The sequence below is a fragment of the Streptomyces thermodiastaticus genome, from assembly GCF_014656135.1.
Classification (GTDB): Bacteria; Actinomycetota; Actinomycetes; order Streptomycetales; family Streptomycetaceae; genus Streptomyces; species Streptomyces thermodiastaticus.
In genome coordinates this window covers 100,125-122,559 of the sequence record NZ_BNBV01000019.1, presented here as the reverse complement: position 1 = coordinate 122,559, position 22,435 = coordinate 100,125, and the positions used below count along the sequence as shown (strand labels likewise).

Annotated in this window: 23 protein-coding genes; 12 read left to right on the top strand and 11 right to left on the bottom strand. The window is 73.5% G+C overall.

Translation table 11 applies throughout. The features are described from left to right. Positions 1-13: 13 nt before the first annotated feature. Positions 14-805, bottom strand: coding sequence for a SigB/SigF/SigG family RNA polymerase sigma factor (locus IE286_RS18200; protein ID WP_189797812.1), 792 nt, complete (start codon positions 803-805; stop codon positions 14-16). Positions 806-1,175: 370 nt separating this feature from the next. Between IE286_RS18200 and IE286_RS18195 the strand changes: the two genes are divergently transcribed. From IE286_RS18195 to IE286_RS18180, 4 genes are all read left to right on the top strand, one after another. Next, the gene (locus IE286_RS18195) at positions 1,176-1,631 is read left to right on the top strand and encodes a MarR family winged helix-turn-helix transcriptional regulator (protein ID WP_189797811.1); all 456 of its coding nucleotides are present in this window, start codon (positions 1,176-1,178) and stop codon (positions 1,629-1,631) included. Beyond that, positions 1,628-2,491, top strand: coding sequence for an ABC transporter ATP-binding protein (locus IE286_RS18190; protein WP_189797810.1), 864 nt, complete (start codon positions 1,628-1,630; stop codon positions 2,489-2,491). The genes IE286_RS18195 and IE286_RS18190 overlap by 4 nt, the downstream gene beginning before the upstream one ends. Then, the gene (locus IE286_RS18185; protein WP_189797809.1) at positions 2,451-3,311 is read left to right on the top strand and encodes an ABC transporter permease; all 861 of its coding nucleotides are present in this window, start codon (positions 2,451-2,453) and stop codon (positions 3,309-3,311) included. Before IE286_RS18190 ends, IE286_RS18185 begins: the two co-directional genes overlap by 41 nt. Positions 3,312-3,516: 205 nt before the next feature. After that, positions 3,517-4,047, top strand: a complete 531-nt coding sequence (locus IE286_RS18180) for a hypothetical protein (protein ID WP_189797808.1) — start codon at positions 3,517-3,519, stop codon at positions 4,045-4,047. A 47-nt stretch (positions 4,048-4,094) separates the two neighbouring features. On the opposite strand, the gene hemC is transcribed toward IE286_RS18180, so the two are convergent. Both hemC and ligD read right to left on the bottom strand, forming a co-directional pair. Beyond that, on the bottom strand, positions 4,095-5,030 hold the full coding sequence (gene hemC / locus IE286_RS18175; protein WP_189797807.1) for a hydroxymethylbilane synthase: 936 nt from the start codon (positions 5,028-5,030) through the stop codon (positions 4,095-4,097). Positions 5,031-5,159: 129 nt separating this feature from the next. Continuing rightward, positions 5,160-6,143 (bottom strand): non-homologous end-joining DNA ligase, encoded by a 984-nt coding sequence (gene ligD, locus IE286_RS18170; RefSeq protein ID WP_229863077.1) that lies wholly within the window; start codon positions 6,141-6,143, stop codon positions 5,160-5,162. Positions 6,144-6,295: 152 nt separating this feature from the next. On the opposite strand from ligD, the gene IE286_RS18165 reads away from it, so the two are divergent. Both IE286_RS18165 and IE286_RS18160 read left to right on the top strand, forming a co-directional pair. After that, entirely contained in the window at positions 6,296-6,688 is a 393-nt protein-coding gene (locus tag IE286_RS18165; RefSeq protein ID WP_189797806.1) for a DoxX family protein, read from the top strand. Positions 6,689-6,834: 146 nt separating this feature from the next. After that, positions 6,835-7,806 (top strand): TauD/TfdA dioxygenase family protein, encoded by a 972-nt coding sequence (locus tag IE286_RS18160; protein ID WP_189797805.1) that lies wholly within the window; start codon positions 6,835-6,837, stop codon positions 7,804-7,806. Positions 7,807-7,839: 33 nt separating this feature from the next. Here the strand turns inward: IE286_RS18160 and IE286_RS18155 are convergent, their stop codons facing one another. Then, a complete protein-coding gene (locus IE286_RS18155) occupies positions 7,840-8,595 on the bottom strand; it encodes a dienelactone hydrolase family protein (protein ID WP_189797804.1) in 756 nt (251 codons plus the stop codon). A 211-nt stretch (positions 8,596-8,806) separates the two neighbouring features. Continuing rightward, positions 8,807-9,427 (bottom strand): L-threonylcarbamoyladenylate synthase, encoded by a 621-nt coding sequence (locus IE286_RS18150; protein WP_189797803.1) that lies wholly within the window; start codon positions 9,425-9,427, stop codon positions 8,807-8,809. Positions 9,428-9,781: 354 nt separating this feature from the next. Here IE286_RS18150 and IE286_RS18145 point away from each other — a divergent pair, with 354 nt between their 5' ends. Together IE286_RS18145 and IE286_RS18140 are read left to right on the top strand one after the other, a co-directional pair. Continuing rightward, a complete protein-coding gene (locus tag IE286_RS18145; RefSeq protein WP_189797802.1) occupies positions 9,782-11,287 on the top strand; it encodes a helix-turn-helix domain-containing protein in 1,506 nt (501 codons plus the stop codon). 573 nt (positions 11,288-11,860) lie between these two features. Further along, complete coding sequence (locus tag IE286_RS18140) at positions 11,861-13,234, top strand: MFS transporter (protein WP_189797826.1); 1,374 nt, start codon at positions 11,861-11,863, stop codon at positions 13,232-13,234. Positions 13,235-13,267: 33 nt separating this feature from the next. Here IE286_RS18140 and IE286_RS18135 read toward each other — a convergent pair whose 3' ends face one another. Together IE286_RS18135 and IE286_RS18130 are read right to left on the bottom strand one after the other, a co-directional pair. Next, complete coding sequence (locus IE286_RS18135) at positions 13,268-14,386, bottom strand: PP2C family protein-serine/threonine phosphatase (RefSeq protein WP_189797825.1); 1,119 nt, start codon at positions 14,384-14,386, stop codon at positions 13,268-13,270. A 99-nt stretch (positions 14,387-14,485) separates the two neighbouring features. Continuing rightward, complete coding sequence (locus tag IE286_RS18130; protein WP_189797801.1) at positions 14,486-15,682, bottom strand: glycoside hydrolase family 64 protein; 1,197 nt, start codon at positions 15,680-15,682, stop codon at positions 14,486-14,488. Positions 15,683-16,152: 470 nt separating this feature from the next. On the opposite strand from IE286_RS18130, the gene IE286_RS18125 reads away from it, so the two are divergent. Next, positions 16,153-16,971, top strand: a complete 819-nt coding sequence (locus IE286_RS18125; RefSeq protein ID WP_189797800.1) for an SAM-dependent methyltransferase — start codon at positions 16,153-16,155, stop codon at positions 16,969-16,971. Between the two features lie 127 nt (positions 16,972-17,098). Here the strand turns inward: IE286_RS18125 and IE286_RS18120 are convergent, their stop codons facing one another. Next, positions 17,099-18,019 carry a helix-turn-helix domain-containing protein gene (locus tag IE286_RS18120; RefSeq protein WP_189797799.1) on the bottom strand — a complete coding sequence of 307 codons (921 nt, stop codon included), beginning with the start codon at positions 18,017-18,019 and terminating at the stop codon, positions 17,099-17,101. Positions 18,020-18,125: 106 nt separating this feature from the next. Next, positions 18,126-18,356 (bottom strand): DUF397 domain-containing protein, encoded by a 231-nt coding sequence (locus tag IE286_RS18115; protein ID WP_189797798.1) that lies wholly within the window; start codon positions 18,354-18,356, stop codon positions 18,126-18,128. A 318-nt stretch (positions 18,357-18,674) separates the two neighbouring features. On the opposite strand from IE286_RS18115, the gene IE286_RS18110 reads away from it, so the two are divergent. Beyond that, positions 18,675-19,220, top strand: coding sequence for a hypothetical protein (locus IE286_RS18110; RefSeq protein WP_189797797.1), 546 nt, complete (start codon positions 18,675-18,677; stop codon positions 19,218-19,220). Positions 19,221-20,079: 859 nt separating this feature from the next. Then, positions 20,080-20,337: a DUF5133 domain-containing protein gene (locus IE286_RS18105; protein ID WP_189797796.1), complete on the top strand. Its 258-nt coding sequence runs from the start codon at positions 20,080-20,082 to the stop codon at positions 20,335-20,337. A gap of 113 nt (positions 20,338-20,450) precedes the next feature. Here the strand turns inward: IE286_RS18105 and tgmB are convergent, their stop codons facing one another. Together tgmB and tgmA are read right to left on the bottom strand one after the other, a co-directional pair. Further along, complete coding sequence (gene tgmB / locus IE286_RS18100) at positions 20,451-21,389, bottom strand: ATP-grasp ribosomal peptide maturase (RefSeq protein WP_189797795.1); 939 nt, start codon at positions 21,387-21,389, stop codon at positions 20,451-20,453. 15 nt (positions 21,390-21,404) lie between these two features. Continuing rightward, on the bottom strand, positions 21,405-21,596 hold the full coding sequence (gene tgmA, locus IE286_RS18095) for a putative ATP-grasp-modified RiPP (RefSeq protein WP_125496423.1): 192 nt from the start codon (positions 21,594-21,596) through the stop codon (positions 21,405-21,407). 288 nt (positions 21,597-21,884) lie between these two features. On the opposite strand from tgmA, the gene IE286_RS18090 reads away from it, so the two are divergent. After that, entirely contained in the window at positions 21,885-22,427 is a 543-nt protein-coding gene (locus tag IE286_RS18090; protein ID WP_189797794.1) for a hypothetical protein, read from the top strand. Positions 22,428-22,435 lie beyond the last annotated feature (8 nt).

Below are 22,435 nucleotides of genomic sequence, written 5' to 3'. Positions count from 1 at the left end.
GTCACCGTCGTGCTCAGCGTGTCTCGGCGAGCAGTTCCTCGCGCAGCTGGGCGAAGCAGCCGCTGAGCAGGCGGGAGACGTGCATCTGCGAGATGCCGAGCTGCTGGGCGATCCGGCTCTGCGTCATACCTTGGAAGAAGCGCAGGTACAGGATGGTGCGTTCGCGCTCCGGCAGAGCCTCCAGGCAGGGCCGGACCGCCACCCGGTCGACCACCAGGTCGTAGCCGGGGTCGGACTCGCCCAGCCCGTCACCGAGCGCATAGCCGTCGGTGCCGGGGACCTCCGCCTCCAGCGACAGCGCGGCGAAGCAGTCCAACGCCTCCATGCCGGTGCGCACGTCGCTCTCGCTCAGGTGGGTGTACGCGGCGATCTCGGCGATGGTCGGCACCCGGCCCGGCGTCGTCTGCGCCAGCTCCTTCGCCGCCCGCCGCACCCGGTTGCGCAGATCCTGCACCCGGCGCGGCACGTGCAGGGTCCACATGTGGTCGCGGAAGTGCCGTTTGATCTCCCCGGTGACAGTGGGTACCGCGTAGGCCTCGAACGCGTAGCCGCGCCGGGGATCATAGTGGTCGACGGCCTTGACCAGGCCGAGCGCCGCCACCTGGTACAGGTCCTCCAGGGCTTCGCCGCGTCCCCGGAAACGGACGGCGATCCGTTCGGCCATCGGCAGCCACACCCGGACCAGCTCGTCGCGCAGCGCCTTGCGCTCGGGCCCGTCGGGCAGGCGTGCCAAGCGCTCGAACGCCGCCGCGGTATCCGGGGCGTCGTCGTGCGGATGGGTCCTCGTTCTGCCGGTGGTACGCATGCAATGCGCCTCCCTCAGCAGGTGCTGGATGGACGGACACCATGGGAGGCGCGCGGCTCGGACCTTCCGGAGAGGCATCGGGGCCCGGCGCGCCGGCTCCCACGGACGTGCCTCCTGTCCGAAGCACTGAAGAGCGCATTCCCGAACCGGGAGATTCCGAAACAAACGGCGCATTTCGGTGACACGGTGCGACCGGGTGGCTCCGCTGTGCCGCCCGGGCGGAACAGGTGTGCACACCGGTGCGCGGCGCCGTCGTGCCTGCGTCGGCCGCCCGCGCGGGCCCGAGGGTGCGTTGCCGTCGCACGTCTTGACCGTCTCTTTGACCGTCGGTCATGGTCATTACCTCTGCTACAGAGGTAATCTGCCGCGCATGGAGGCCCCGTCGTACGCCGAGGAACTGGCCGACACGCTCAGCGCCCTGCAGCGCTCGCTCCGCCGCCGACTGCGCGCCGGGTCGAGCGGCACCCGTCCGAGCGGCGCCGAGATCGAGCTGCTGCGCCTGGTCGAGTCCCGGCCCGGCATCGGCATCTCGGAGGCGGCCAAGGAACTGCACCTGGCCGGGAACAGCGTGTCCACGCTGGTCAACCAGCTGGTGAGGGACGGGCAGCTGATCCGCCGGACGGACCTTGCCGACCGGCGGGCCGCACGTCTGAGCCTGACCGAGGCGGCCGGAGCGCGGCTGACGAACTGGCGCGAACGCCGCGCCGCGCTGGTGCGCCGCCAGGTCGAACGGCTGGAGGCGGCGGACCAGGAGGCGCTGCGCGCGGCGATCCCCGCCCTGCGCCGGCTGGCCGAGAACCTACGCGAGGAGACCGACCGCCCATGACCTGCGACCCCACGGACCGGCCGGCCGGCCCCGACGCCGTCACCTGCACCGGACTCGTCCACGCCTTCGGCGACACCCGCGCCGTCGACGGCCTGGACCTGTCCGTGCGGCAGGGGGAGGTGTTCGGGCTGCTCGGACCGAACGGCGCCGGCAAGACCACCGCGATCCGCTGCATCACCACGCTCCTGCCGGTCCCCGCCGGCCAGGTCCGCGTCTTCGGCCACGACCCGGCCGTGGACCGCATGGCCGTGCGCCGCCTGCTCGGCTACGTGCCCCAGCAGCTGTCCGCCGACGCCGGCCTCACCGGCCGGGAGAACGTCACCCTGTTCGCCCGCGTCTTCGACGTCCCGCGCCGCGAGAGGGCCGACCGCGTCGCCCAGGCGCTGGCCGCCGTGAACCTCACCGACGCCGCCGACCGCCTGGCCAAGACCTACTCCGGCGGCATGGTCCGCCGCCTGGAACTGGCCCAGGCCCTGGTCAGCGCACCCCGCCTGCTGATCCTCGACGAGCCGACGATCGGCCTGGATCCCATCGCCCGCACCGGCGTGTGGGAGCACATCAACGCCGTACGCGCCGCCACCGGCATGACCGTCCTGGTCACCACCCACTACATGGACGAGGCCGACCAGTACTGCGACCGGGTCGCCCTGATGCACCGCGGCCGGATCCGCGCCCTGGGCACCCCGGCCGAGCTGCGCCGAGGCCTGGCCGAGCGGCGCCGCGCCCGGGGCGAGACGGCCGCCGGCGATCCGACGCTGGAGGACGTGTTCCGTGACGTGGCCGGCAGCGGCCTCGACGACACCTCAGGAGATTTCCGCGATGTCCGAAGCACCCGCCGCACCGCCCAGCGCCTCGGCTGACCGCGTCGCCGGCGACGGCATCGGTCTGCTCGTGCGGGCACCCGCGCCTCGCCCCGGCTGGCGGCTGCTGCCCGCCCGCATCGGCGCCATGTGCGCGGTGGAGCTGCAGAAACTGCGCCACGACCGCACCGAGCTGTACACCCGCGCCGTCCAGCCCGCGCTGTGGCTGCTGATCTTCGGGCAGACCTTCACCCGGATCCGGGCGATCCCCACGGGCGGCATCCCGTACCTGGACTTCATGGCGCCCGGCATCATCGCCCAGTCCGCGATGTTCATCGCCATCTTCTACGGCATCCAGATCATCTGGGAACGCGACGCGGGCGTGCTCAACAAGCTGCTGGTGACCCCGACCCCGCGCTCGGCCCTGGTCACCGGCAAGGCGTTCGCGGCGGGCGTGAAGTCGCTGGTCCAGGCGGTCGTCGTGATCGTCATCGCCGCGCTGCTCGGGGTCGCGATGACCTGGAACCCGCTGCGGCTGCTGGGGGTCGCCGCGGCCGTGATCCTCGGCTCGGCGTTCTTCTCCTGCCTGTCGATGACCATCGCCGGGATCGTGCTCAGCCGCGACCGGCTGATGGGCATCGGCCAGGCGATCACCATGCCGCTGTTCTTCGGCTCCAACGCCCTGTACCCGGTGGCCGTCATGCCCGGCTGGCTGCAGGCCGTCAGCAAGGCCAACCCGCTCAGCTACCAGGTCGACGCGCTGCGCGGTCTGCTCCTTGGCACCTCCGCCCACCTGGCCCTCGACTTCGCCGTCCTCGTCCTGGCCGCCGCGCTCGGCATCACCGCGGCCTCCTCGCTGCTGGGCCGGCTCGCCCGGTGAGTGCGCCGAACGGAGTGATGTGCGGCACCCCGGCCACGGCACCGGCCGGGACCGCACACCGGTCCGCGGAAAGGGTTTGTCCAGCGCACGGCTTGATCACCGATCACCTGACGGTCACATCACGGGAACACGCCGCATTCGGTTCATTTGACAGTCCGCTCGGCGCCCGGATAGGAAGCAGCTTCCAGTAGTCGAGAGGTGGACTGTGTACGAGCCGAACGTGGTCGGTGACTGGCATGAGTACGACGAGCATGCCGGTCTGCGGGTCCGCGTCCACCGGCTGGAGCCGGCCGAGCCGCCGCGCGGACGCGACGACGCCGCCGAAGGGCTGACGTACTTCCGTCTTCGGATCACCGCCGAGAACCGCGGCTCCCGCCCCTGCGGCATCCACCTGGAGGACGGCCAGATCGACGTGCGGACCGGCCCGGACGGCGAGGCGGCCTTCGTCGACTGGCGCAGCTCGCAGTTCATCGAGGGCTACGACCTCTACCCGCTGCGCCGTGCCACCGCGGTGCTGTACGCGGCGGCCCCGGAGACCTCCCTCGCCCTCGTCGACGTCCAGATCCAGCTGCGCGTCGACGACGAGTGGACCGACCGCCGGCTGTGGACCGGCGGCATCGGCGTGCTCGAGGAGACCGTCGGGGCGAACGCCGCGGGCTGCGGCGGCCAGGGCGAGCTGGCGCACCAGGTCGCCGACTTCCTGCGCGACCAGTCCGGGCCGGGCACCGCCGGCTGACCCCGGCCGGCCCGCCCGCCGCCGGGAGCGGCCGGACCGGGCGCGTCTCAGTGGGCGATGCCGTCGATGATCTCGCGGGCGCCCTGCCGCAGCAGGGCCACCGCGACCGAGGTGCCCAGCGTGGCCGCATCCAGCCGGCCCGCCCACTCGTGGGCGTTCAGCCGCGTCTTGCCGTCCGGGGTGAACACACAGGCCCGCAGCGACAGTTCACCGCTGCGGTCCACCTGCGCGTAGCCGGCGATCGGGCTGTTGCAGTGCCCCTGCAGCACATGCAGGAACATCCGCTCGGCGGTGGCCGCGCGATGGGTGTCCGGGTCGCCCAGCCCGGCGACGGCCTCGATGAGGTCCGTGTCGTCCTCACGGCACTGCAGGGCGAGGATGCCCGCGCCGATCGGCGGCATCATCGTCTCCGGGGAGAGCACCTCGCTGATCACGTCCGTCCGCCCGATGCGCTCCAGCCCCGACACGGCCAGCAGCAGCGCGTCCGCCTCCCCGGCGGCGAGCTTGTCCAGCCGGCGGTTGGCGTTGCCCCGGAACGGCACACATGTCAGGTGCGGGTGGGTCGCCGCGAGCTGGGCGGTCCGGCGCACCGCGGAGGTGCCGATCCGGGTCCCGGGCGGCAGCTCGTCCAGGCCGAGCCCGCCGGGATGCACCAGCGCGTCACGGATGTCGTCCCGCTTCAGGAACGCGGCGAACGTCGTCCCCGCCGGCAGCGGCCGGTCGGCCGGCACGTCCTTCAGGCAGTGCACCGCGAGGTCGGCCTCACCGGCCAGCAGCGCCGCGTCGACCTCCTTGGTGAAGGCGCCCTTGCCTTCCACCTTCGACAGCTCGCCGAGCCACTTGTCGCCGGTGGTCTTCACCGGGACCACCTCGGTGCGCACCCCGGGGTGCAGCGCGGCCAGCTCGGCCCGGACCCGCTCCACCTGGGCCAGCGCCATCGGCGAGTCACGGGAGACGATACGGATCAGTTCGGGGACGGACATGCGGGACACGATAGACCCGCGCGGAGGACGCCCACGCAGCGGGCGCGCCGCCCAGAGCCGCGCGGACGTCCGTGCGCCGGCGGCGGCGTCCGTGCGCCGGCGAACCCGGGTGGACCTGCCCGCCGCACCTCACCCCGCCGCGTCGTCCGGCAGGTCCGCCGCCGACTCCTCCGGGGTCAGGTCCGGGCGCAGCCGCAGCCAGGACGGCTGGCGCAGCAGGCCCGCCCGGGTCCGCACGCTGTAGCGCACCTCGCCGACCAGGCGGGGGAGCACCCAGTGCGCCCCGCGTGCCGTCGGCACCGGATCGAACGGGCACACGTCCGTCGCCAGCTCCGCGAGCAGCGCCGCCAGCTGTGCGCGCTCCGCCTCGCTCCAGCCGGTGCCCACGCTGCCCACGCAGCGCAGCCGGCCGCCGCCGCGCTGCCCGACCAGCACGGCGCCCGGCAGCCCCGTCAGCCGTCCCCTGCCCGGCAGCCAGCCGCCCACGATCACGTCCTCGCTGCGCATGTTGCGGATCTTGATCCAGGCCCGTGAGCGCACCCCCGGCTCGTACACCGAGTCCAGCCGCTTGCACACCAGACCCTCCAGACCGTGCTCGCGGGTGGCGGCCAGGGCCCGCTCGCCGTGGCCGACGAGGGCGCGGGGCGTGGACCAGTGCGGCCCGTGCAGCCCGAGCGCCTGAAGACGCTCGCGGCGCCGGTGGTAGGGCCACGCCAGCAGCGACCGCCCGGCCAGGTGCATCACGTCGAACAGCACCAGGTGCACGGGGGTCTGCGCGGCCCGCCTGAGTGCACGGCCGGGGGCGTGGGCCAGCCCCATGCGCTGCTGCAGCAGCTGGAAGCTCGCCCGGCCCGACGCGTCCAGCGCCAGGATCTCGCCGTCCAGCACCGCGGGCGTGGTGCCCAGGGCCGAGCCCAGCGGCCGCAGCTCGGGATAGGCGGCCGTGATGTCCTCCCCGGACCGGGAGCGCAGCACCACGGTGCCGTCCCCGGCGAGATAGACCACCGCGCGCTGCCCGTCCTGCTTGGTCTCGTACGCCCAGCGGGAGTCCTGCGCGGGCGGCGGGAGCGAGCCGGGCGTGGCGAGCATGGGCGGGATCAGCGGGAGGGTCACGGCTGGAATGTGAACGGCGTGGTGCGACCGCACGCCGACGCGGCCGGATTTTCCCTCCAAAGGCCCGCCGCCCGCCGGACCGGTGCCCCCGGCGCAGCCACATACTTACCGTTCAGTAGCATGCGTGCGCATCATCCGCAGAAGGAGGAACCGTGTCCCGGTCCGCACGCTCGTCCCGGGTGCTCGCCGGCCTGCTGGCCACCGCGGGCGTCGCCCACTTCGCCGCTCCCCGGCCGTTCGACTCCATCGTCCCGCGCGCCCTGCCGGGCCGCCCCCGCACCTGGACCTACGCCAGCGGCGCCGCCGAGCTGGCGCTGGCCGCCGGCCTCGCCGTCCCCCGGACCCGGAAGGCCGCCGCGCTGGCCGCGGCCGCGTTCTTCGTGGGGGTCTTCCCGGCCAATGTGAAGATGGCCGTGGACTGGCGCCACCGTCCCGCCGCACAGCGGGCCGTGGCCTACGGCCGGCTGCCCCTCCAGGTGCCCCTGGTGCTCTGGGCCCGCGCCGTCGCCGCCGGAGCGGACAAGGCCGGGCAGCCGAAGGCCTGACGCCGCCCCGGCTCGCGGCGCGCCGCGCACCGCGCGAAACGTCACCGGGCGGCACGGCCACGCTCTGTCGCCCGGCGGCGCATCGCTGTCACGATCGGGTGGAGCGTCACCGACGAGCAGCACCCGAGCAGTGGAGCGGAGCGCAGATGACGACGAGCACGGGCACAGCGGGCGGACGGCGAGCCGGCAGGATCGAGGTACGGCCGGTCGCCGGGCACATCGGAGCCGAGATCAGCGGCGTCGACCTGGCGGGGGACCTCGACGACGCGGTGGTGTCGGAGATCTGGGAGGCGGTGCTGCGCTGGAAGGTGGTGTTCTTCCGCGGGCAGCACCTGGACCACGCCGCGCACGTGGCGTTCGCCCGCCGCTTCGGCGAACCGGTGGTGCTGCGGCGGCGCGGCAGCGTCTCGCCGCCCGGCGTCCCCGAGGTGGAGACCACCGCGGACCGTCTGGAGCTGGGCGGACGGTACGGGATGGACCACGACGAATGGCTGCACCGGCGCCGGCACACGCTGCTGCGCGGCTGGCACTGCGACCACGGGGCCCGCGTCGACCCGCCGGCCGCGACGATCCTGCGGGCCGAGACCGTGCCGCCCTACGGCGGCGACACCACCTGGTCCAACCTGGCCGCCGCCTACGCCGGCCTGTCCGCCCCGGTGCGCGCCTTCGTCGACGGGCTGCGCGCCGAACACCGGCTCGGCGTCGGCTACCAGCCGCGGCCCGGCGACGACGCCTACGTCCGGCACCTGCTGGACCATCAGATCGCCACCGTGCACCCGCTGGTGCGTCTCCACCCCGAGACGGGGGAGCGGGTGCTGTTCGTCAACGGCTACTACGTCGAGCAGATCGAAGGGCTCTCCCGCGCGGAGAGCGCCGCGATCCTGCAGATGCTGCTGGAACAGGCGGTGCGGCCCGAGTACACGGTCCGCTTCCGCTGGGAGCCGGGCAGCGTCGCCTTCTGGGACAACCGGGCCACCATCCATCTCGCGCCCGGCGACACCGCCCACCTCGGCTTCCCGCGCATCATGCACCGCGTGATGATCCAGGGCGAGGTGCCCGTCGGCGTGGACGGCACCCCCTCCCGGCCTGTGACCGGCAGCCGGCCGGGCCAGTGGTGACGGCCCGGCCTGCCCGGGGCAGCGCCCGTGCCGTCAGAGGGTGCGCTCCAGCAGGCCGAGCAGGGCCTCCCAGTGGCGCTCGGCCGCCTGCTCGTCGTAGGAGGCCGTGTCGGCCTGCGTGTAGCCGTGCGCGGCGCCCGTGTACAGCTCGCTGCGGAAGCGTACGCCCGCCGCGCTCAGCGCGTCCTCCAGGCGCTTGATCTGCTCCGGCGTCATGGACGGGTCGTCGTCGGCGTGCCCGAAGTACAGCTCGGCACGGACGTGTCCGGCGACCCGGTGCGGGCTGTCCTCGTCGTCGGTGGCCAGTCCGCCGCCGTGGAAGCCGGCCGCGGCGGCGACCCGGTCGGGGTGGAAGCCGGCAGTCAGCAGGGCCAGCCGAGCGCCCATGCAGTAGCCGGTCAGCCCCACCGGGCCGTCGGCGGCCAGCGGGCTGCCGGCCAGCCAGTCCAGACAGGCGCCCGAGTCCCGGCGCACCACGTCCCAGGTGAGCTCCCGCATCATCGGCATGATCCGCTGGAACACCTCGGGGCGCTCGGACAGATCGATGAACTCGGGCAGCTCCACCACGGGGGCGCGGCCGTGCCGGTAGAACACGTTGGGCACCAGCACCGTGTAGCCGGCCCCGGCGAGCCGGTCGGCCATGGCCTTCAGATGCGGGCGCACACCGAAGGCGTCCTGGTAGAGCACGACGGCCGGGTGCGGGCGGCCGTCCGCGGGGTGGGCGAGGTAGGCGTCGGCGGTGCCGTCCGGCGTCGGGATGTCGATGTCCTGTCCCTCTACGGCGGTCATGGGCATGCTGCCTCTCTGCGCAGGCCGCCGACGAGAGCCCCTCGCCGGCGGAGGGGATGCCCCGGCTCGCGGGGCAGCCGGGGAAGTGGATCACCACCATGCTCGCACGCGGCGTCCGCGCCCCCGCACCGGCCCCGCGGGCCGCCGGCGGCACCGGGCACCGGCGGCGCTCACCCGCGCGGGGCCCGCCGCATGCGGAGCGGGACCCGGCTCACTCGAAACGGGAGGCGTCGCCCGCACCCCGCCGCACGATCTCCGGCCGGCCCGAGGAGAAGTCGACGACGGTGGTCGGCTCGGTGCCGCAGTCACCGGAGTCGACCACCGCGTCCACCACATGGTCGAGCCGGTCCTTGATCTCCCAGCCCCGCGTCATCGGCTCCTCCTCGCCGGGCAGCAGCAGGGTGCTCGACACCAGCGGTTCACCCAGCTCGGCGAGGAGCGCCTGGGTGGCCACATGGTCCGGGATGCGCACCCCGACCGTCTTCTTCTTCGGGTGCTGCAGCATGCGCGGCACCTCCCGGGTGGCCGGGAGGATGAAGGTGTAACTGCCGGGGGTGGACGCCTTCAGTGCCCGGAACACGTCGTTGTCGAGCCGCACGAACTGCCCGAGCTGCGCGAAGTCCTGGCACACCAGCGTGAAGTGGTGCCGGTCGTCCAGGTGGCGGATCGTCCGGATGCGGTCCATGCCCTCGCGGTTGCCCAGCCGGCAGCCCAGGGCGTAGCAGGAGTCGGTCGGATACGCGATCAGGGCACCCTCGCGGACGCTGTCCGCGATCTGACGGACGGCACGCGGCTGGGGGTTGTCCGGATGGACGTCGAAGTACTGCGCCATCCGCCGAGCTTATGCAGAGTGATCGCCGCCGCGCCGCGCGCGCCGCCGGACGCGCCCGCGCACGTCGGCTCCGTGCGCTCCCGGACGCACACGGCCGCCCGCCGGCCACCGTGACCACCCGTGGATCCTGCGCCCCCTGGTGCGCCTCCCGCTGTCGCCGCGTGACCCTCGCGGCACAGCCCCGGAACGGTCCCGCCGTCGCCGTGCGGACCCCGCGGCGGAGCCCCTGTGATGCACGCGGCGTCACCGCGCCGTACCCCTGCGCGGCCGCCACTGATAACGTTCCCGGCCGACGGACGCCGGGTTCGGCATGTGCAGACCACACGGAACGAGACGGAAGAGGAGAGCGCCCGCATGGCCGGCCGAGAGCACGGGGCCACCGCGGTCCAGGAGCGGGACCGGCGGCGGACGACCTGGGCCGAGGAACTGCTCGGCCAGCTGCGTCCCGCCGGACAGGACGTACGCCGGGTGGTGTCCTGGCTGGCCGACGCGGTGAAGGGCACGGCCTGCCTCCTGGACGGCACCGGCGCCCGCCTCGCCGGCCGGCCCCTGCCGCTGAACGAACATCTGCTCGCGGACGTCGGATCCGGACGGCTCGCCTCCGCGGCACTGCAGGACGGAGGCCGTCATCTGCGCGCGGTGCGGGTCGGCGGCCCGCACTCGCCTCCCCTCGCCGTGCTGGTCGTCGCTCGTACGGCCCCCTTCGACGCGGAGACCGCGGAGATGGTCACGCACACCGCGACCGTGGTGGGACTGCTGCTGTGCGCCCGCCAGACCCAGGAGACCGGGCGCCGGCTGCGGGAGGCGACGTCCGCGCTGCGCCTGGCGATCCTGCAGCTGCTGATGGTGGAGGACACCGTCTCGGCCCGCCGGGTGGCCGCCGGACTGTGGCCCGGGCTGCTCGACACCGACACCGTGCACCTGTACGTCCTGCAGACCCGGCCCGAGGACCGGGAGCGGCTCGCCGAGGAATGCCTGGAGCTGGTCGGCGAGCACGCCCTCGTGGTCCGCTGCCCGGCGGAGGACGGGCATGTCATCGTGCTCGCACCCGCCGAGGCGACCTGCCGGGCGCTGCGCTCGTACGTCGCCGCCCGGCCCGGCACCTGGCTCGGCGGCAGCACCCGGCAGAGCCTCGCCCGGACCGCGACGGCGTACGGGCAGGCCGTCAGCGCCCTCGCGCTCGCCCGGTGCCACCCGGACGGCACGGCCCTGTACGCCGAGCGCACGCACCCCGAGCGGCTGATGGACCGTGGTGCGCTCCTCGCCTGGTCGGCCCGGCTGCTGCGGCCGCTGGACGTCCTGCCCCGCCACGTCCGCGCCGAACTGATCGGCACCACCCGGCTGGGCCTGGAGTTCACGGCCGTCAGGGCCGCCCGGATCCTGGGGGTGAGCCGGAACACCGTGCGGGCCCGCATGGACCGGACGGCCGGCCTGCTCGGCGCGGACCTGTCCCGGCTCAGTGTCCGGGCCGTGGTGCACCTCGCGCTGAACACCCAGGCGGGCCGGGACGCGTCGGCTGCCGCCGAGGCGGCCGCACCGCCTGGAGGAACGGTTCGCCTCCGTGATCTCCTCACCGCGCCCGCCCTGCGCACCTGGGCGCAGGAACTCCTCGGGCGGCTGTCGGCGGATCCGCGGAACCTGCGCGGCACTCTGCGCGCCTGGATCGCCGCCGACGGCAACGCCGAACGCGCCGCGCAGCGGCTCGGCGTCCACGCCCAGACCGTCCGCGGCCACCTGCGGGGCGTGGAGCCGGTGCTGCAACGCCGGGTCCTCGCCACCGGAAGCGACCTGTACGAGGTCGTGCTGGCCCATCTGGCGGCGGGCGATCTGGACACCCCGGCCGTCGACGCGGACGAATGAGGGCGACCGAGGACAACGCGGACTCGATTGTGCACACGTGAGTCCTTCGTGCGCCCGAGTGGGCATCGGCACGCTTTCCGGGCGCCGTGGTGATCACATAGGTTCGACGCGCCGCAGGGGCGGGACCGGAACGGGGGACCGGTCCCGCCTTCGTATCTGCGAGCCGGGTCACGTGCTCCCGCCCCGTGCGGCCGGGGCTCCGCCCCCGGTGTGAGCAACACCACCGGAGGGCCGACTGCCGTACCGTGCACGCCTGTTGACGCGTGCGGCGGCCGCCGGCGGCCGCCGCGGCCACCGACTGTCCCCGTCCGTCTGTGAGGATGGGCAGCCGCTGTGCCCGGCCGCGCCTCACCGTCGAGCCGCCCGGACCGCCGACGGCACAGCACGGAACGCTGTCCGGTCTCTCACGCAAAGCGTCTTCCCGTGGCCTCATCCACTTCCCTCACCTCTGCCCCCGCGCCCGCACCGCGCCGCGTGGCCCCGGCCGTCCGCCGCCTGCTCGGCCGTGGGCCGGGCCGCCGAGCGGCGGCGGAGGAGAACCGCGCCCCCTGGCGGGCGCTGCGCCACCGCGACATGCGCCTGTGGTCGGCGGCCAACCTGGTCTCCAACGCCGGCACCTGGATGCAGCTGACCGCGCAGAACCTGCTGATGCTGCAGCTGACCGGCTCCGCCGCGGTCACCGGCCTGTCCCTGTCCGTGCAGGCCGCGCCCGGACTGCTGCTGGGGCTGATCGGCGGGGCCGCGGTCGACGCCTGGCCGCGCCGGCTCACCGCCGCGGCGAGCCAGGCCCTGCTCGCCCTGGTCGGCCTGCTCACCGCCGCCCTCGTCGTCACCGGCCATCTCACCGTCCCGGCGCTCATGGCGCTCGCGGCCGTCACCGGTCTGATCGCCACCGTCGACGGGCCGGCCTGCTCCCTGCTCGGCAACGACCTGGTGCCGGTCGAGGACGTGCCCTCCTCGATCGCGCTCGGCTCGGTGGTCAGCAACGTCGGACGGGTGGGCGGCACCGCCCTGGCGGGCGTGGTGATCGGCTGGTGGGGCCCCGGCGCGGCCTACGCCGCGAACGGCCTGTCCTTCCTCGCCGTCGCCGCGGTGATCCCCTTCCTGCGCCCGCATCCCGCCGCCGATCAACACGGCCGGCCCGCCGCCCGCAGCTTCGGGTCCGCCGCGGCACCCGCCCGGCGCGGCACCGGCGCCCGCGACGGCCTGGCGTTCTTCCTGCGCCGGCCACGCCTGGTGGCCCTCGCCGTCATCACCGCGCTCAGCGGCGTCTTCGGCCGGAACTACGGACTGACGCTCGCCGTGCTGGTCACCGGCCCGCTCGCCGGCGGCGCCGGCGCCTTCGGCACCGTCTCCACCGTGCTGGCCGTCGGCGGGGTGGCCGGCGCGGTGCTGGCCGGCCGGCTGCGCCGCCCCTCGGTGCGCCTGGTCGGCGCCCTGGCCGCCGCCGGTGCCGTGCTGCAGATCGCCGCCGGGCTGTCCCCGCGGCTGTGGGTGCTGCTGCTGATCGTCGCCCCGATGGCCGTGGTGGAGTCGGTGAGCGACACCGCCGGCACCACGGTGCTGCAGACCGACCCGCCGGCCCACATGCGCGGACGGGTGCTCGGCGTGTGGCGCACCGCCTCCACGGGCTGGAGCCTGATCGGCCCGCCGCTGCTGGGCCTGCTGATGCAGCTCGCCGGAGCCCGGGGCGCCCTGGTCGCGGGCGGTGTCCTCATCGCCGGCGCGGTCGGCGGCGGTGCCGTGCTGCGGGAGCGCCGCACACGCCGTGCCCAGGAGGCCCGGACCTCCGGCGTCCCGGCCGGCGCCGGACCGGAGCCGGCCGGTCCGGCCGGCGTGCCCGCACCGGGCCTGCCCGCGCGCAACCTGCCCGCACAGCGGTCCGCCGCTCCCCGGCCGGCCCCCGTCCACGAGAACGCGGACACGGCCTGCGCCCCGGCGGCCTGAACCCTGGCCCGGCGGCCCGGACCCCGGCAGCGGTCAGCGGGCCGCGGGCGGGCCGTCGGGCGGGCAGGGAGTGAGGACGAGCATGGTGACGTCGTCGCGCACCGTGCCGCAGTGCGCGAGAACATCGGCGAGGACACGGCCGGCGACGCCGGCGGGGTCCTCGCCGGCCAGCCGGGGCAGCCGCTGCAGCAGGGGGTAGAACGCGCCGTGGGCGTCGCGGGCCTCGAAGACGCCGTCCGACGCCAGGAACAGCACGTCGCCCGGCCGCAGCACCACCCGGCGCCCGGCCCGCCGCGGCACCCCGCCGGACAGGCCCAGCCCCAGAGGCGTCCAGGGCTCCACCTCGATCTCGGCGGCCCGTCCGTCCCGCAGCAGGACCGGCGGAGGATGCCCGCAGGTGATCACCTGAACCGACCGCGCGTCGGAGGAGAACTCCAGCAGCGCGGCGGTGGCGAACAGCTCCGCCTGCCGCACCTCGGTCGTCTCCACCACCAGACGGCGGTCCAGGGCGGCCGCGACCGCCGTCAGCTCGCTCCGGTCCAGGACCGCCTCACGGAAGCTGCCCAGCAGCGCGGCGACCGTCGCGACCGCCGCCAGCCCGTGCCCTTGCACATCGCCGAGCACCGCGCGGACGCCGTACGGTCCCGCACGCACGTCGAAGAAGTCCCCGCCGACCAGGGTCCCGCGCTGGGCCGCCCGGTACAGGCCGACACAGCGCACCGGGCCGACCCGCGGCGGCAGCGACGGCATCACGGCCCGCTGTGCCGCCTCGGCGACCGTGCGCTCCAGGTCCAGCTGGGCGTCCCGGCGGCTGCGCACGAACGCGAGGAACACGCTGAGGACGGCGACGAAGCACACGGTCTCCAGGTCGGTGTCGCCGGGATGCCCCAGCCGGAACACCGGCGCGGTCAGCAGGACCAGCGCGACGGCACCCATCAGCGTGGTCGCCACCGGCCCGTACGACAGCACCGCCAGCGGCGGGATGGCGCCCAGCACGAAGCCGATGTCCACGGGCCCAGGGCTCAGCAGCGCCACCGCGCCCACCACGGCGGCCAGGCCCACCGGAAGCGCCCGGATCCAGCGGGGCGGCGGGGCACCGCTCAGCCAGCCGCGCCGGCCGGGGTCCCGGCGCGCCGGCAGGTGGGACAGCATGCGCACGCTCTCACGCTGCTACGTCCGCCCGCCCCGCGCACGCCGGAACCCGGCGCACAACCGGGTCGGCCCGCCCCGCCGGGCTGTGCGCCCCGGGCGTCAGAACGCCGTGATCGTCACCTTGATGCCCGTCGGGGCCGAGTCCTCGATGTACGAGGCGAAGCCCGCCACGTCGTCGAAGGCGAAGCCGTAGGCCTTGCCGTCCACGGTCGCCTGGTGCATGGCCCGGGCGTAGTGATTGGTGACGTCGCCGAGGTAGAAGGCGGAGGCGTCGGTCACCGGCTGCTCGTTGCCGGACAGCAGCGTCGAACGGTTGAAACCGGCGCCGAGCACCGCCGCCACCGGGCCGCTCGTCCCGTCGTTGGGCGCGGCCAGCGCACCGTCGCAGAACAGCACGTCCCGGGTGGAGGGCTTGGCGAAGGAGACGTCGGCCGGCCCGGTGAAGACCAGCCGGTCGCCCTGCACCCGGCCGGTGAAGCGGCCGGCGTTGGTGGTGACCAGCAGGTCCTGGCCGGTGTACTGGTTCCAGACCGCGTCGATGTACGAGGCGTAGTAGTCCTTGGGGAACAGCCCGGCGTCCAGCCCGTGGCCGGGGGCGATGACCCGGGTGTCGTCGATGACGAGCCGGGAGAACGCGTCGTTCGCCCGGACGGCGGCGAACGCCTCGGCCCGCCCGCCGTCGCGCACGGTGCCCGTGGTCTGCTGCTTGGCGCCGGTCAGGTCGATGCTCAGCGGCACGCTGAACATGTCGACCATGGTCGTGTTGCAGTACATGCCGGAGGCGTTGTACGTGAACTCCACGCAGTCGTGCAGGACCGGGTAGTTCGGGTCCGAGGAGACCCAGCCCGCCGGGTACTGCAGGGCGGGGTTGCCGTTACCGTCGGCGACGGCCTTCAGCTTGAGCTTCTCGCCCAGGGACACATAGATCCGGCCGGACATGTAGGGCAGGTTCAGGCTCTGCCCGCTGCCCGCCAGGGGGATCGCGTAGTCCGTGAAGCCGTCCGCGCCGTTGTCCGACAGGCTGATCGGGGCGAGCGTCCCGTCCGGGGTGACCCGCACCTGACGGCCGTCCTGGTTGCCCACGATGTACACGTAGACCGAGTCGTCGCCGAAGGAACCGCTGTTGTTGACGACCGTGAGCGGGAGTCCGCCCGCGGCGGCCGCGGAACGCTTCGCGGGGGTGCCGGCCAGGGCCTGCGGGCCGATCGCGGCGACGACGGGCGCCGCCACGGCCGCCCCGCCGAGAGCGGCCAGGAACTTCCGGCGGCCGAAGGTGCGTTGATGACGAGGTGCCATGTGGGGGGTGTCTCCTTGCGCTCGGCAAAGGGGGATGCACGCCGGCGGCGGGCGCATTCTGAGAGCGCTCTCACGCCGCCGGTGGGCCTGCATGTTACGCAGCGCGGCAGCCCTGGCCAAACAGTCCGGCGCTGCTCGGCACCCGCTTCGTCCGCCCTTGTCGGGGAATCCGGCCGGCCGCATGCGAATGCTTGACGAAGTGTTAAGGGCTCTTTAAGGCGCACCGTGGGCCCGGCCGGGGGAGAGCCGGCGGACGGGAGCGTGCGCTCGCCGCGCACGCGCAAGCAGCTCGCGTCCGCGCCCGGACCAGCTGCGCGGCGTGAAAAATACGTGTCGATCGGGCACTTGGGACGCAAAGGCGGGCCGTTCCCCTCGCACGCTGCCGTTTCGGCAGACCGCCGCTTCCCCAGGCTGTACGCTCTGTGGCACCCGCCCCGATGGTGTGGAGGATCCGGCGAGTTGGGGGAGCGATGTCTACGGTGAACCGGCTGTCCACAAAGATCGACGAGAACGTGCCGACCGCCGCGCGCATGTACGACCACTACCTCGGCGGCAAGGACAACTACGCGGCCGACCGCGCGGCCTGCGCAGAACTGGACAGGGTCGTTCCGAGCACCCGCCGGCTCGCCCTGAACAACCGTCGCTTCCTCAAGCGCGCGGTGAGAACGATCGCCGAGGAGTACGGTATCCGGCAGTTCCTCGACCACGGGTCCGGCCTGCCCACCCAGGACAACGTCCACCAGGTGGCCCAGCGCGTCGATCCGGCGACGCACGTGGTCTACGTCGACAACGACCCCATGGTGCTGGTGCACGGCCGGGCCCTGCTGCAGCAGGACGAGAGCACCGCGGTCATCCAGGCCGACATGCGCAGCACCGAAGAGATCTTCGACCACCCCGAGACCCGGCGACTGATCGACTTCTCCCGGCCGGTGGCGGTGCTGTTCAACTCGGTGTTCCACTGCATCCCCGACAGCGACACCGACGGCCCGCTTGCGGTGGTGCGGCGGGTCCGCGAGCGGCTGGTGCCCGGCAGCATCATGCTCATGTGCCAGCTGGTCAGCGACGACCCCGAGGTCCGCTCCTTCGTGACCGACTTCATGGACCAGGTCACCCAGGGCCACTGGGGCCGGGTGCGGGAGCAGAAGGACGTGGACGAGTGGTTCGAGGGGCTGGACATCCTCGAACCGGGCCTGGTGGAGGTCTCCACCTGGCGCCCCGACAACGAGGTGGCGCCCCGGCAGCTGACGCACGAGTGGATCGAGTACGGCGGCATAGGCGTGGTCCGCTGACAGACCGGGGCACGCACCGCTGCGCCCCGGGCACGGCAGGCCCGGCGGCTCACCGGCGGTGATCACGGGTCAGACGGACACCGGCACGGCAACGGGAGATCGGCCGCACCAGGTTCACGGTGCGCGCTCAGGACGGCGCGTACCGTTCCTCGATCGTCCTGCGCACCAGCTCGATGGACTCCCGCGGAGTCAGCGCCTCGTCGGCCAGCCGGTCCAGGACGATCCGGTACTCCTCCGTCTCGTCCCGGTCCTCGAGGAAGGTGGCGCTGCGGATGTGCTCGAGGTAGACCACGTCCGGCAGGTCGAGACCGCCGAAACGCAAGTAGGTGAGGGGGGTGTTGGGAGCGCACGCGTCGGTCACGTCCAACGGAACGATCTGTACCGTCACATGGGGAGACCGGGCCATGCGCACGAGATGTTCGAGCTGCTCCCGCATGACGTCACGGTTGCCCAGCACACGCAGCAGCACCGACTCGTCGAGCACCGCCCACAGCTGGGGCGCGTCGGGACGGGTGAGCAACTGGGCGCGCCGGGTGCGCAGTTCCACACGCCGCTGCACCTCGCCGGCCGGGGCGCTCGGCAGACCCCGCTCCACCACGGCCCGGACGTACGCCGGGGTCTGCAGCAGACCCGGAACGTACTGGATCTCGAAGGTGCGGATCGCCGCGGCGGCCTCCTGCAGCCCGACCAGCCGGTCGAACCACTCGGGCATCAGCCGCTTGTCATAGCGCTGCCACCAGCCCGGTTCGCCCGCTCTGCGCAGCAGCTTGAGCATGACCGCGTACTCGTACTCGCCCGTGCCGTACAGCCGCAGCAGGCGGCGGACGTCAGCCTCGGCGGGTGGCCGGCGCCCCTTGCCGGACTCTATGCGTGACAGCTTCGCGGGGCTGAAGCCGAGCGCGCGTGCCGCCTGGTCCTGCGACATGCCGGCGTCCTCGCGGAAACCCGCCAGCTGGACACCGATCAGCATCTTCAGCAGCGTCGGGGCCGGCTCCGGCCGGTCCAGATACGGTTCGAGACGGGAGGTGCGATGCGGCTCGGCGGACATCAAGACTCCCCAGTGGACCGGCAGACTTGGGACCCACATTAGCGCACCCCTGTGCTGTCGGGGGCGGCACCGGCGAAGGGTCCCAAGCCGCCAAGTCCCCTGTGTCTCACAGCAGATGGTCGAACTCGCCCTCCTTGGCACCCGCCAGGAACGCGGCCATCTCCGCCGGGGTGTAGACCAGGGCGGGGCCGTCGGGGTCCCGCGAATTGCGCACCGCGATGCCGCCGCCGTCCAGCGCGGCGATCTCCACGCAGTTGCCGGTGGCGTTGCTGTGCCTGCTCTTGACCCAGCTGACGTCCAGCGAGCTCGCCCGTACTCCGTTCGGTACCGCTGACACCGCACCCTCCTGGCTGTCGCGTCGGTCCGTGCACCGTGCCCGGCCTGCCGCCGGACCCGGCTCGTCTTCACTCTTCCCCGTTCCGCGCACTTTCATGAGAAATTTCGCCTGCAATTGCACGCGGTTGCGGTCGGCATGGATAATAGCCAGGGCGTCGATCCACCTGAAGACGCCCTGCACAGAACGATCTTGACGAGCCATCAGCCGTTGTGCCGCGTTCCGCCCGCGGGCAGCGGGCCGCGGCGGCGCGGAACCCGGACCCCGGGACCCGCTGCGGCGGCATCCCCCCGTACGACCGCCTCGGAAAGGCCCGACGCCATGCGCACCGCACCGACGGAGCAGCCGAGCACGCACCGCACCGGCTGCTCCCTGCCCCACGGCGGCCCGACCGCCGAGGGGTCACTGCCGGCTCTGGGTCAGGTGCCCTGGAGCGACCTCAGGGACTCCACCGGTTCCGCCGCCGACATCCCCCGGCTGCTGCGGGTCGTGGCGGGCGGCGACGCCGAGGCGGCCCGGGAGGCGCTGCAGGAGCTGCGCAGCCGGATCTGCCAGTACGGCTTCGTGGTGGAGCAGGCCACCGCGGCCGTGGTTCCCTTCCTCTGGGAGCTGGCCCAGCTGCCTCGGGTGACCTGCCGGCCGCAGATCGTCCGGCTGCTGCGGAGCATCGCCGAGGCCCGGCAGTGGGAGTCCGTCGCCGCCGTCTACCCCAAGCTCCTCAACCAGCGCGAGAACCCCGTGGTGTGGGAGCAGCGTGCCCGGCAGGCCGTGCGCGCCCGGCAGGACATGCTGCGGATGCTGCTGACCGAGGAGGACGACGAGCTCGTCCGGGCCGCCATGGACCTCGCCGGCGCCCTGGCCGGCTGAGCGCAGCCCCGTCTGACCGCCCCGCACACCTGACGGCGTACCTCCCCGTGTGCCGCTGCGGCGGACTGTCACCGGACGAGGAGACGCGACAGGGTACGTGATCGGCCACGTACGGCCCTTCCCGTTCCGGAGCAGGCCGAAAAGGTCACCGTCGAACCGCCTAGTTCACCGCAAGACGTCCGCCCTGTGCGGCTCATGACAGGCTGTTCTCCTGTGTTCCGGCTCCGGATCGCTCATCCGAACTTGGCTGAACGCCCGAAAAACCCCTATATTGCGGATACTCTGCCGGGACACGCGGTGTCCTGTCGCCGCGGACGGGGGCTGCCTGCGCAGAGGCGGCCGAGTGTCCAGCGGAGGCCACCGTGGGCTTCACCCGAGGAAATCAGCACGGCGCGCGGCCCGGCCGCGCGCCGGTTCGTCCCTCCGGCGCCGCATCGAGCACCGGCGGGGGCCGGTCGTGAGCCGGCGCGACCGCCGGGCCTGCCGCCCGGTCCGCCCCGCATCCTCCTGCCCGTCCCGTGACGGAGTGCTGTCTCCGCACCGTATAGAAGGCGCCCGCGCGGTGCGCCGCCCCTGCCGTCCTGCCACGGCCCTGCCGCGCCCGCTTCCCGCCTCGGTGCGGACACGGGCGGCAGCCGGCGGCCCGAGCGCGGGGGAGCGCCGGACGGCGGCGTCCAGCAGACGCCTCACCTGCGGTCTTTGACGGCCGCCCACCCCCGGCGTCGGACCACGGCCGACCCGTTGGCCGAGCGTCTGGAAATCGACTGTTTCAGGACAACTATCTGCCGCGAGGCGGTCGGTATGCATGGCACGGCGTGCCTGGGGCATACGCAGGGAAAATTCGAGAGAGGGGCGCTCCGTGCTGGTTCCGGACCCGAAGGTCGTCAGGACGTTGCTGACTCGCTACGCATCACTGAAGATCGCTCAGGCGGAGAGGGAGCGGGCCGAGACGGCCCGTGAGCTGGAGGACGTCAGTTACACCTTGTGCGTCATGATGGGCACCACCAGCATCCACGACGCCATCGCCCGGGCCGACGCGCTGCTGCTGAGAACAAGCGGTACGTCGGCCGGTACCGCGCAGACCGACGGGGAGGGCGATCTGTCGCTGGCCGTCTGACCGTCTGACCCCTCGGGCGGTGCAGCGGGGACCTCTGTGGCCGTCTCGTGGCACTCCGTGCCGTTACTCGTCGGCGGGGAAGGTCATGATCCGGCCACAGAGGTCCCCCTTCTTCATGCTGTGCCCGCCAGCCACGCGGCGATGGTGCGCGCGATCGGCTGACCGGTGTCCACCTCCACGAAACCGAACTGACCCGACTGATTGCACTCCAGGAACCACCAGGTTCCCTCGACGTCCTCGACGAAGTCGAAGGCGCCGTAGGCGAGCCGGGCCCGGTGCAGGTAGGCGTGCACGCGCCGGGCCGTGTCCTCGGGCACCTCGGCCGGACGCCACGGCCCGCCCGGTGCCGCGAAGCGCACGTCCACCTCGTCGGGGTCCGCGTCGGGCGGGATCTCCTTGCGCGCTGCCAGCAGCGTCGTGCCGACGGCGGTCAGGCGGATGTCGGCCCGCTTGGCGATGCGCCGTTGCAGCAGCGTGGGGCCGTAGGCGACGGCGGCGAAATCGGTGCCCGGCGCGACCCGGCTGGTGGGCACCGCCTGCGGCGGTTCCTGCGGGTGCGTGCCGGAGACCGGCTTGACCACCAGATCCGGGAAGCGCTCGGCGAATTCCCGCGCGGCGCCCGGCACGGTGGTGATGACGGTGGCGGGCACCGGCAGGCCGCAGCGCTGCGCGAGCCTGAGCTGCCACGGTTTGTGCCGGGCCCGCCGGGCCGCGTCGGGATCGTTCATCCAGCGCGCCCCGCAGTCGCGGAGCACCCCGTACAGGGCCTGCGCCGCCTCCTGGGTGAGCCAGGGCGACGGCTCGGCCGCCCGGGCCGCCGGCACACCGGGCCGGCGCACCCAGACCGACCGGATCCCGTCCAGGCTCACCCGCCGCCTGCCGGAGGACAGATGACCGCGGACGGTGCCGCGTCCATATTCCACGGACAGTTCCGCACCCGCCGTCAGATCGGCCGGATCGAGCCGGACCACCGGGACGCCGGAGGCGTTCAGGTGGGCCACCACCATGTCCGCCGTCACGTCCTCCTCGGCCGTGAGGATCAGTACCGTCATCGTCGGCGGCCGGATTCAGTCGTCGAAATGCGTCTTGGAGCCCGCCGTGGACGTGGTGGTGCCCAGCTCCCTCAGCAGCGCGTGGTCGAAGGCGGCGATACGGCCGTCGAGGAGCACGTTCAGCTGCAGTCCTGCGTCGTAGACGTACGGCGTGGCTGTCTCCCGTTCCGCTGCCGGACGGGCGTAGTTGAGCGCGAACGGTTGCATCGTCTCTCCCCTGTCGGTGCAGCCGCGATCAAGCGGTGGGTCGTCCTTGTGGTGTCGCTTGGCCCGCTGACTTCGTTTCGGGTTCCGGAGACTTATACGATTCGAACGAGTGAATGGTTTCCTTGCAGAGAGTGAGAATTGCCGCGAACGGCCCCCGGGGTCCGGTCCGTCACCCCAGTGCCGTGCGTGAGTGGTCTACCCGCTGAGCGTCCCCTTGTAATGGTCCGGGTAAGTCGCGTGTCTCACTCGGGGGGGCGGGCGCGCCCGCACCCCCGTCAGGGAGCCGAGATGACCATCCACTTCGCACCGACCCCGCCGGAGCCGTCCGCCGCCGTCACCGAGGAGACCGGCCGCACCGGCCCGGCCGGCACCGCCACCGGCGACGATGCTTTGGCCGCTGACGGCCCGAACGCGCACCACCCGGCCGGCCGGGCGCCCGTCTGGCCCGTCCGGATCGCCGCGGCGGCCCTCGTGGTCTGCGGCGCCGCCCACTTCCCGCTGCACCGGCAGGGCGTACCGCTGCCGGTGTGCGGCCTTTCCCTCGCGGTGTCGGTGCTGTGCGCGGCACTGGCCCTGCTGCTGGCCGTGCGCCCCGGCGTGGGCGTGCTCGTCGCCTCCTGCGTGGGTCCCGGACTGCTGGCGGCGCTCGGCTGGGCCGAGGACCGGTTCGCCTCCGCCGGGCTGTCCCGCGCGCTGTCCGTCATGGTGGTTCCGCCCCCCGGCGCAGGGCTCACCGCGGCGTGCGCGTCCATGGCCTCGCTGGCCGCCCTGTCGCTGCTGCTGATGGTGCAGGCCGCCGAGCGGCACCCCGCGCCGCGGTCCGCAGACTGACCCCGGCC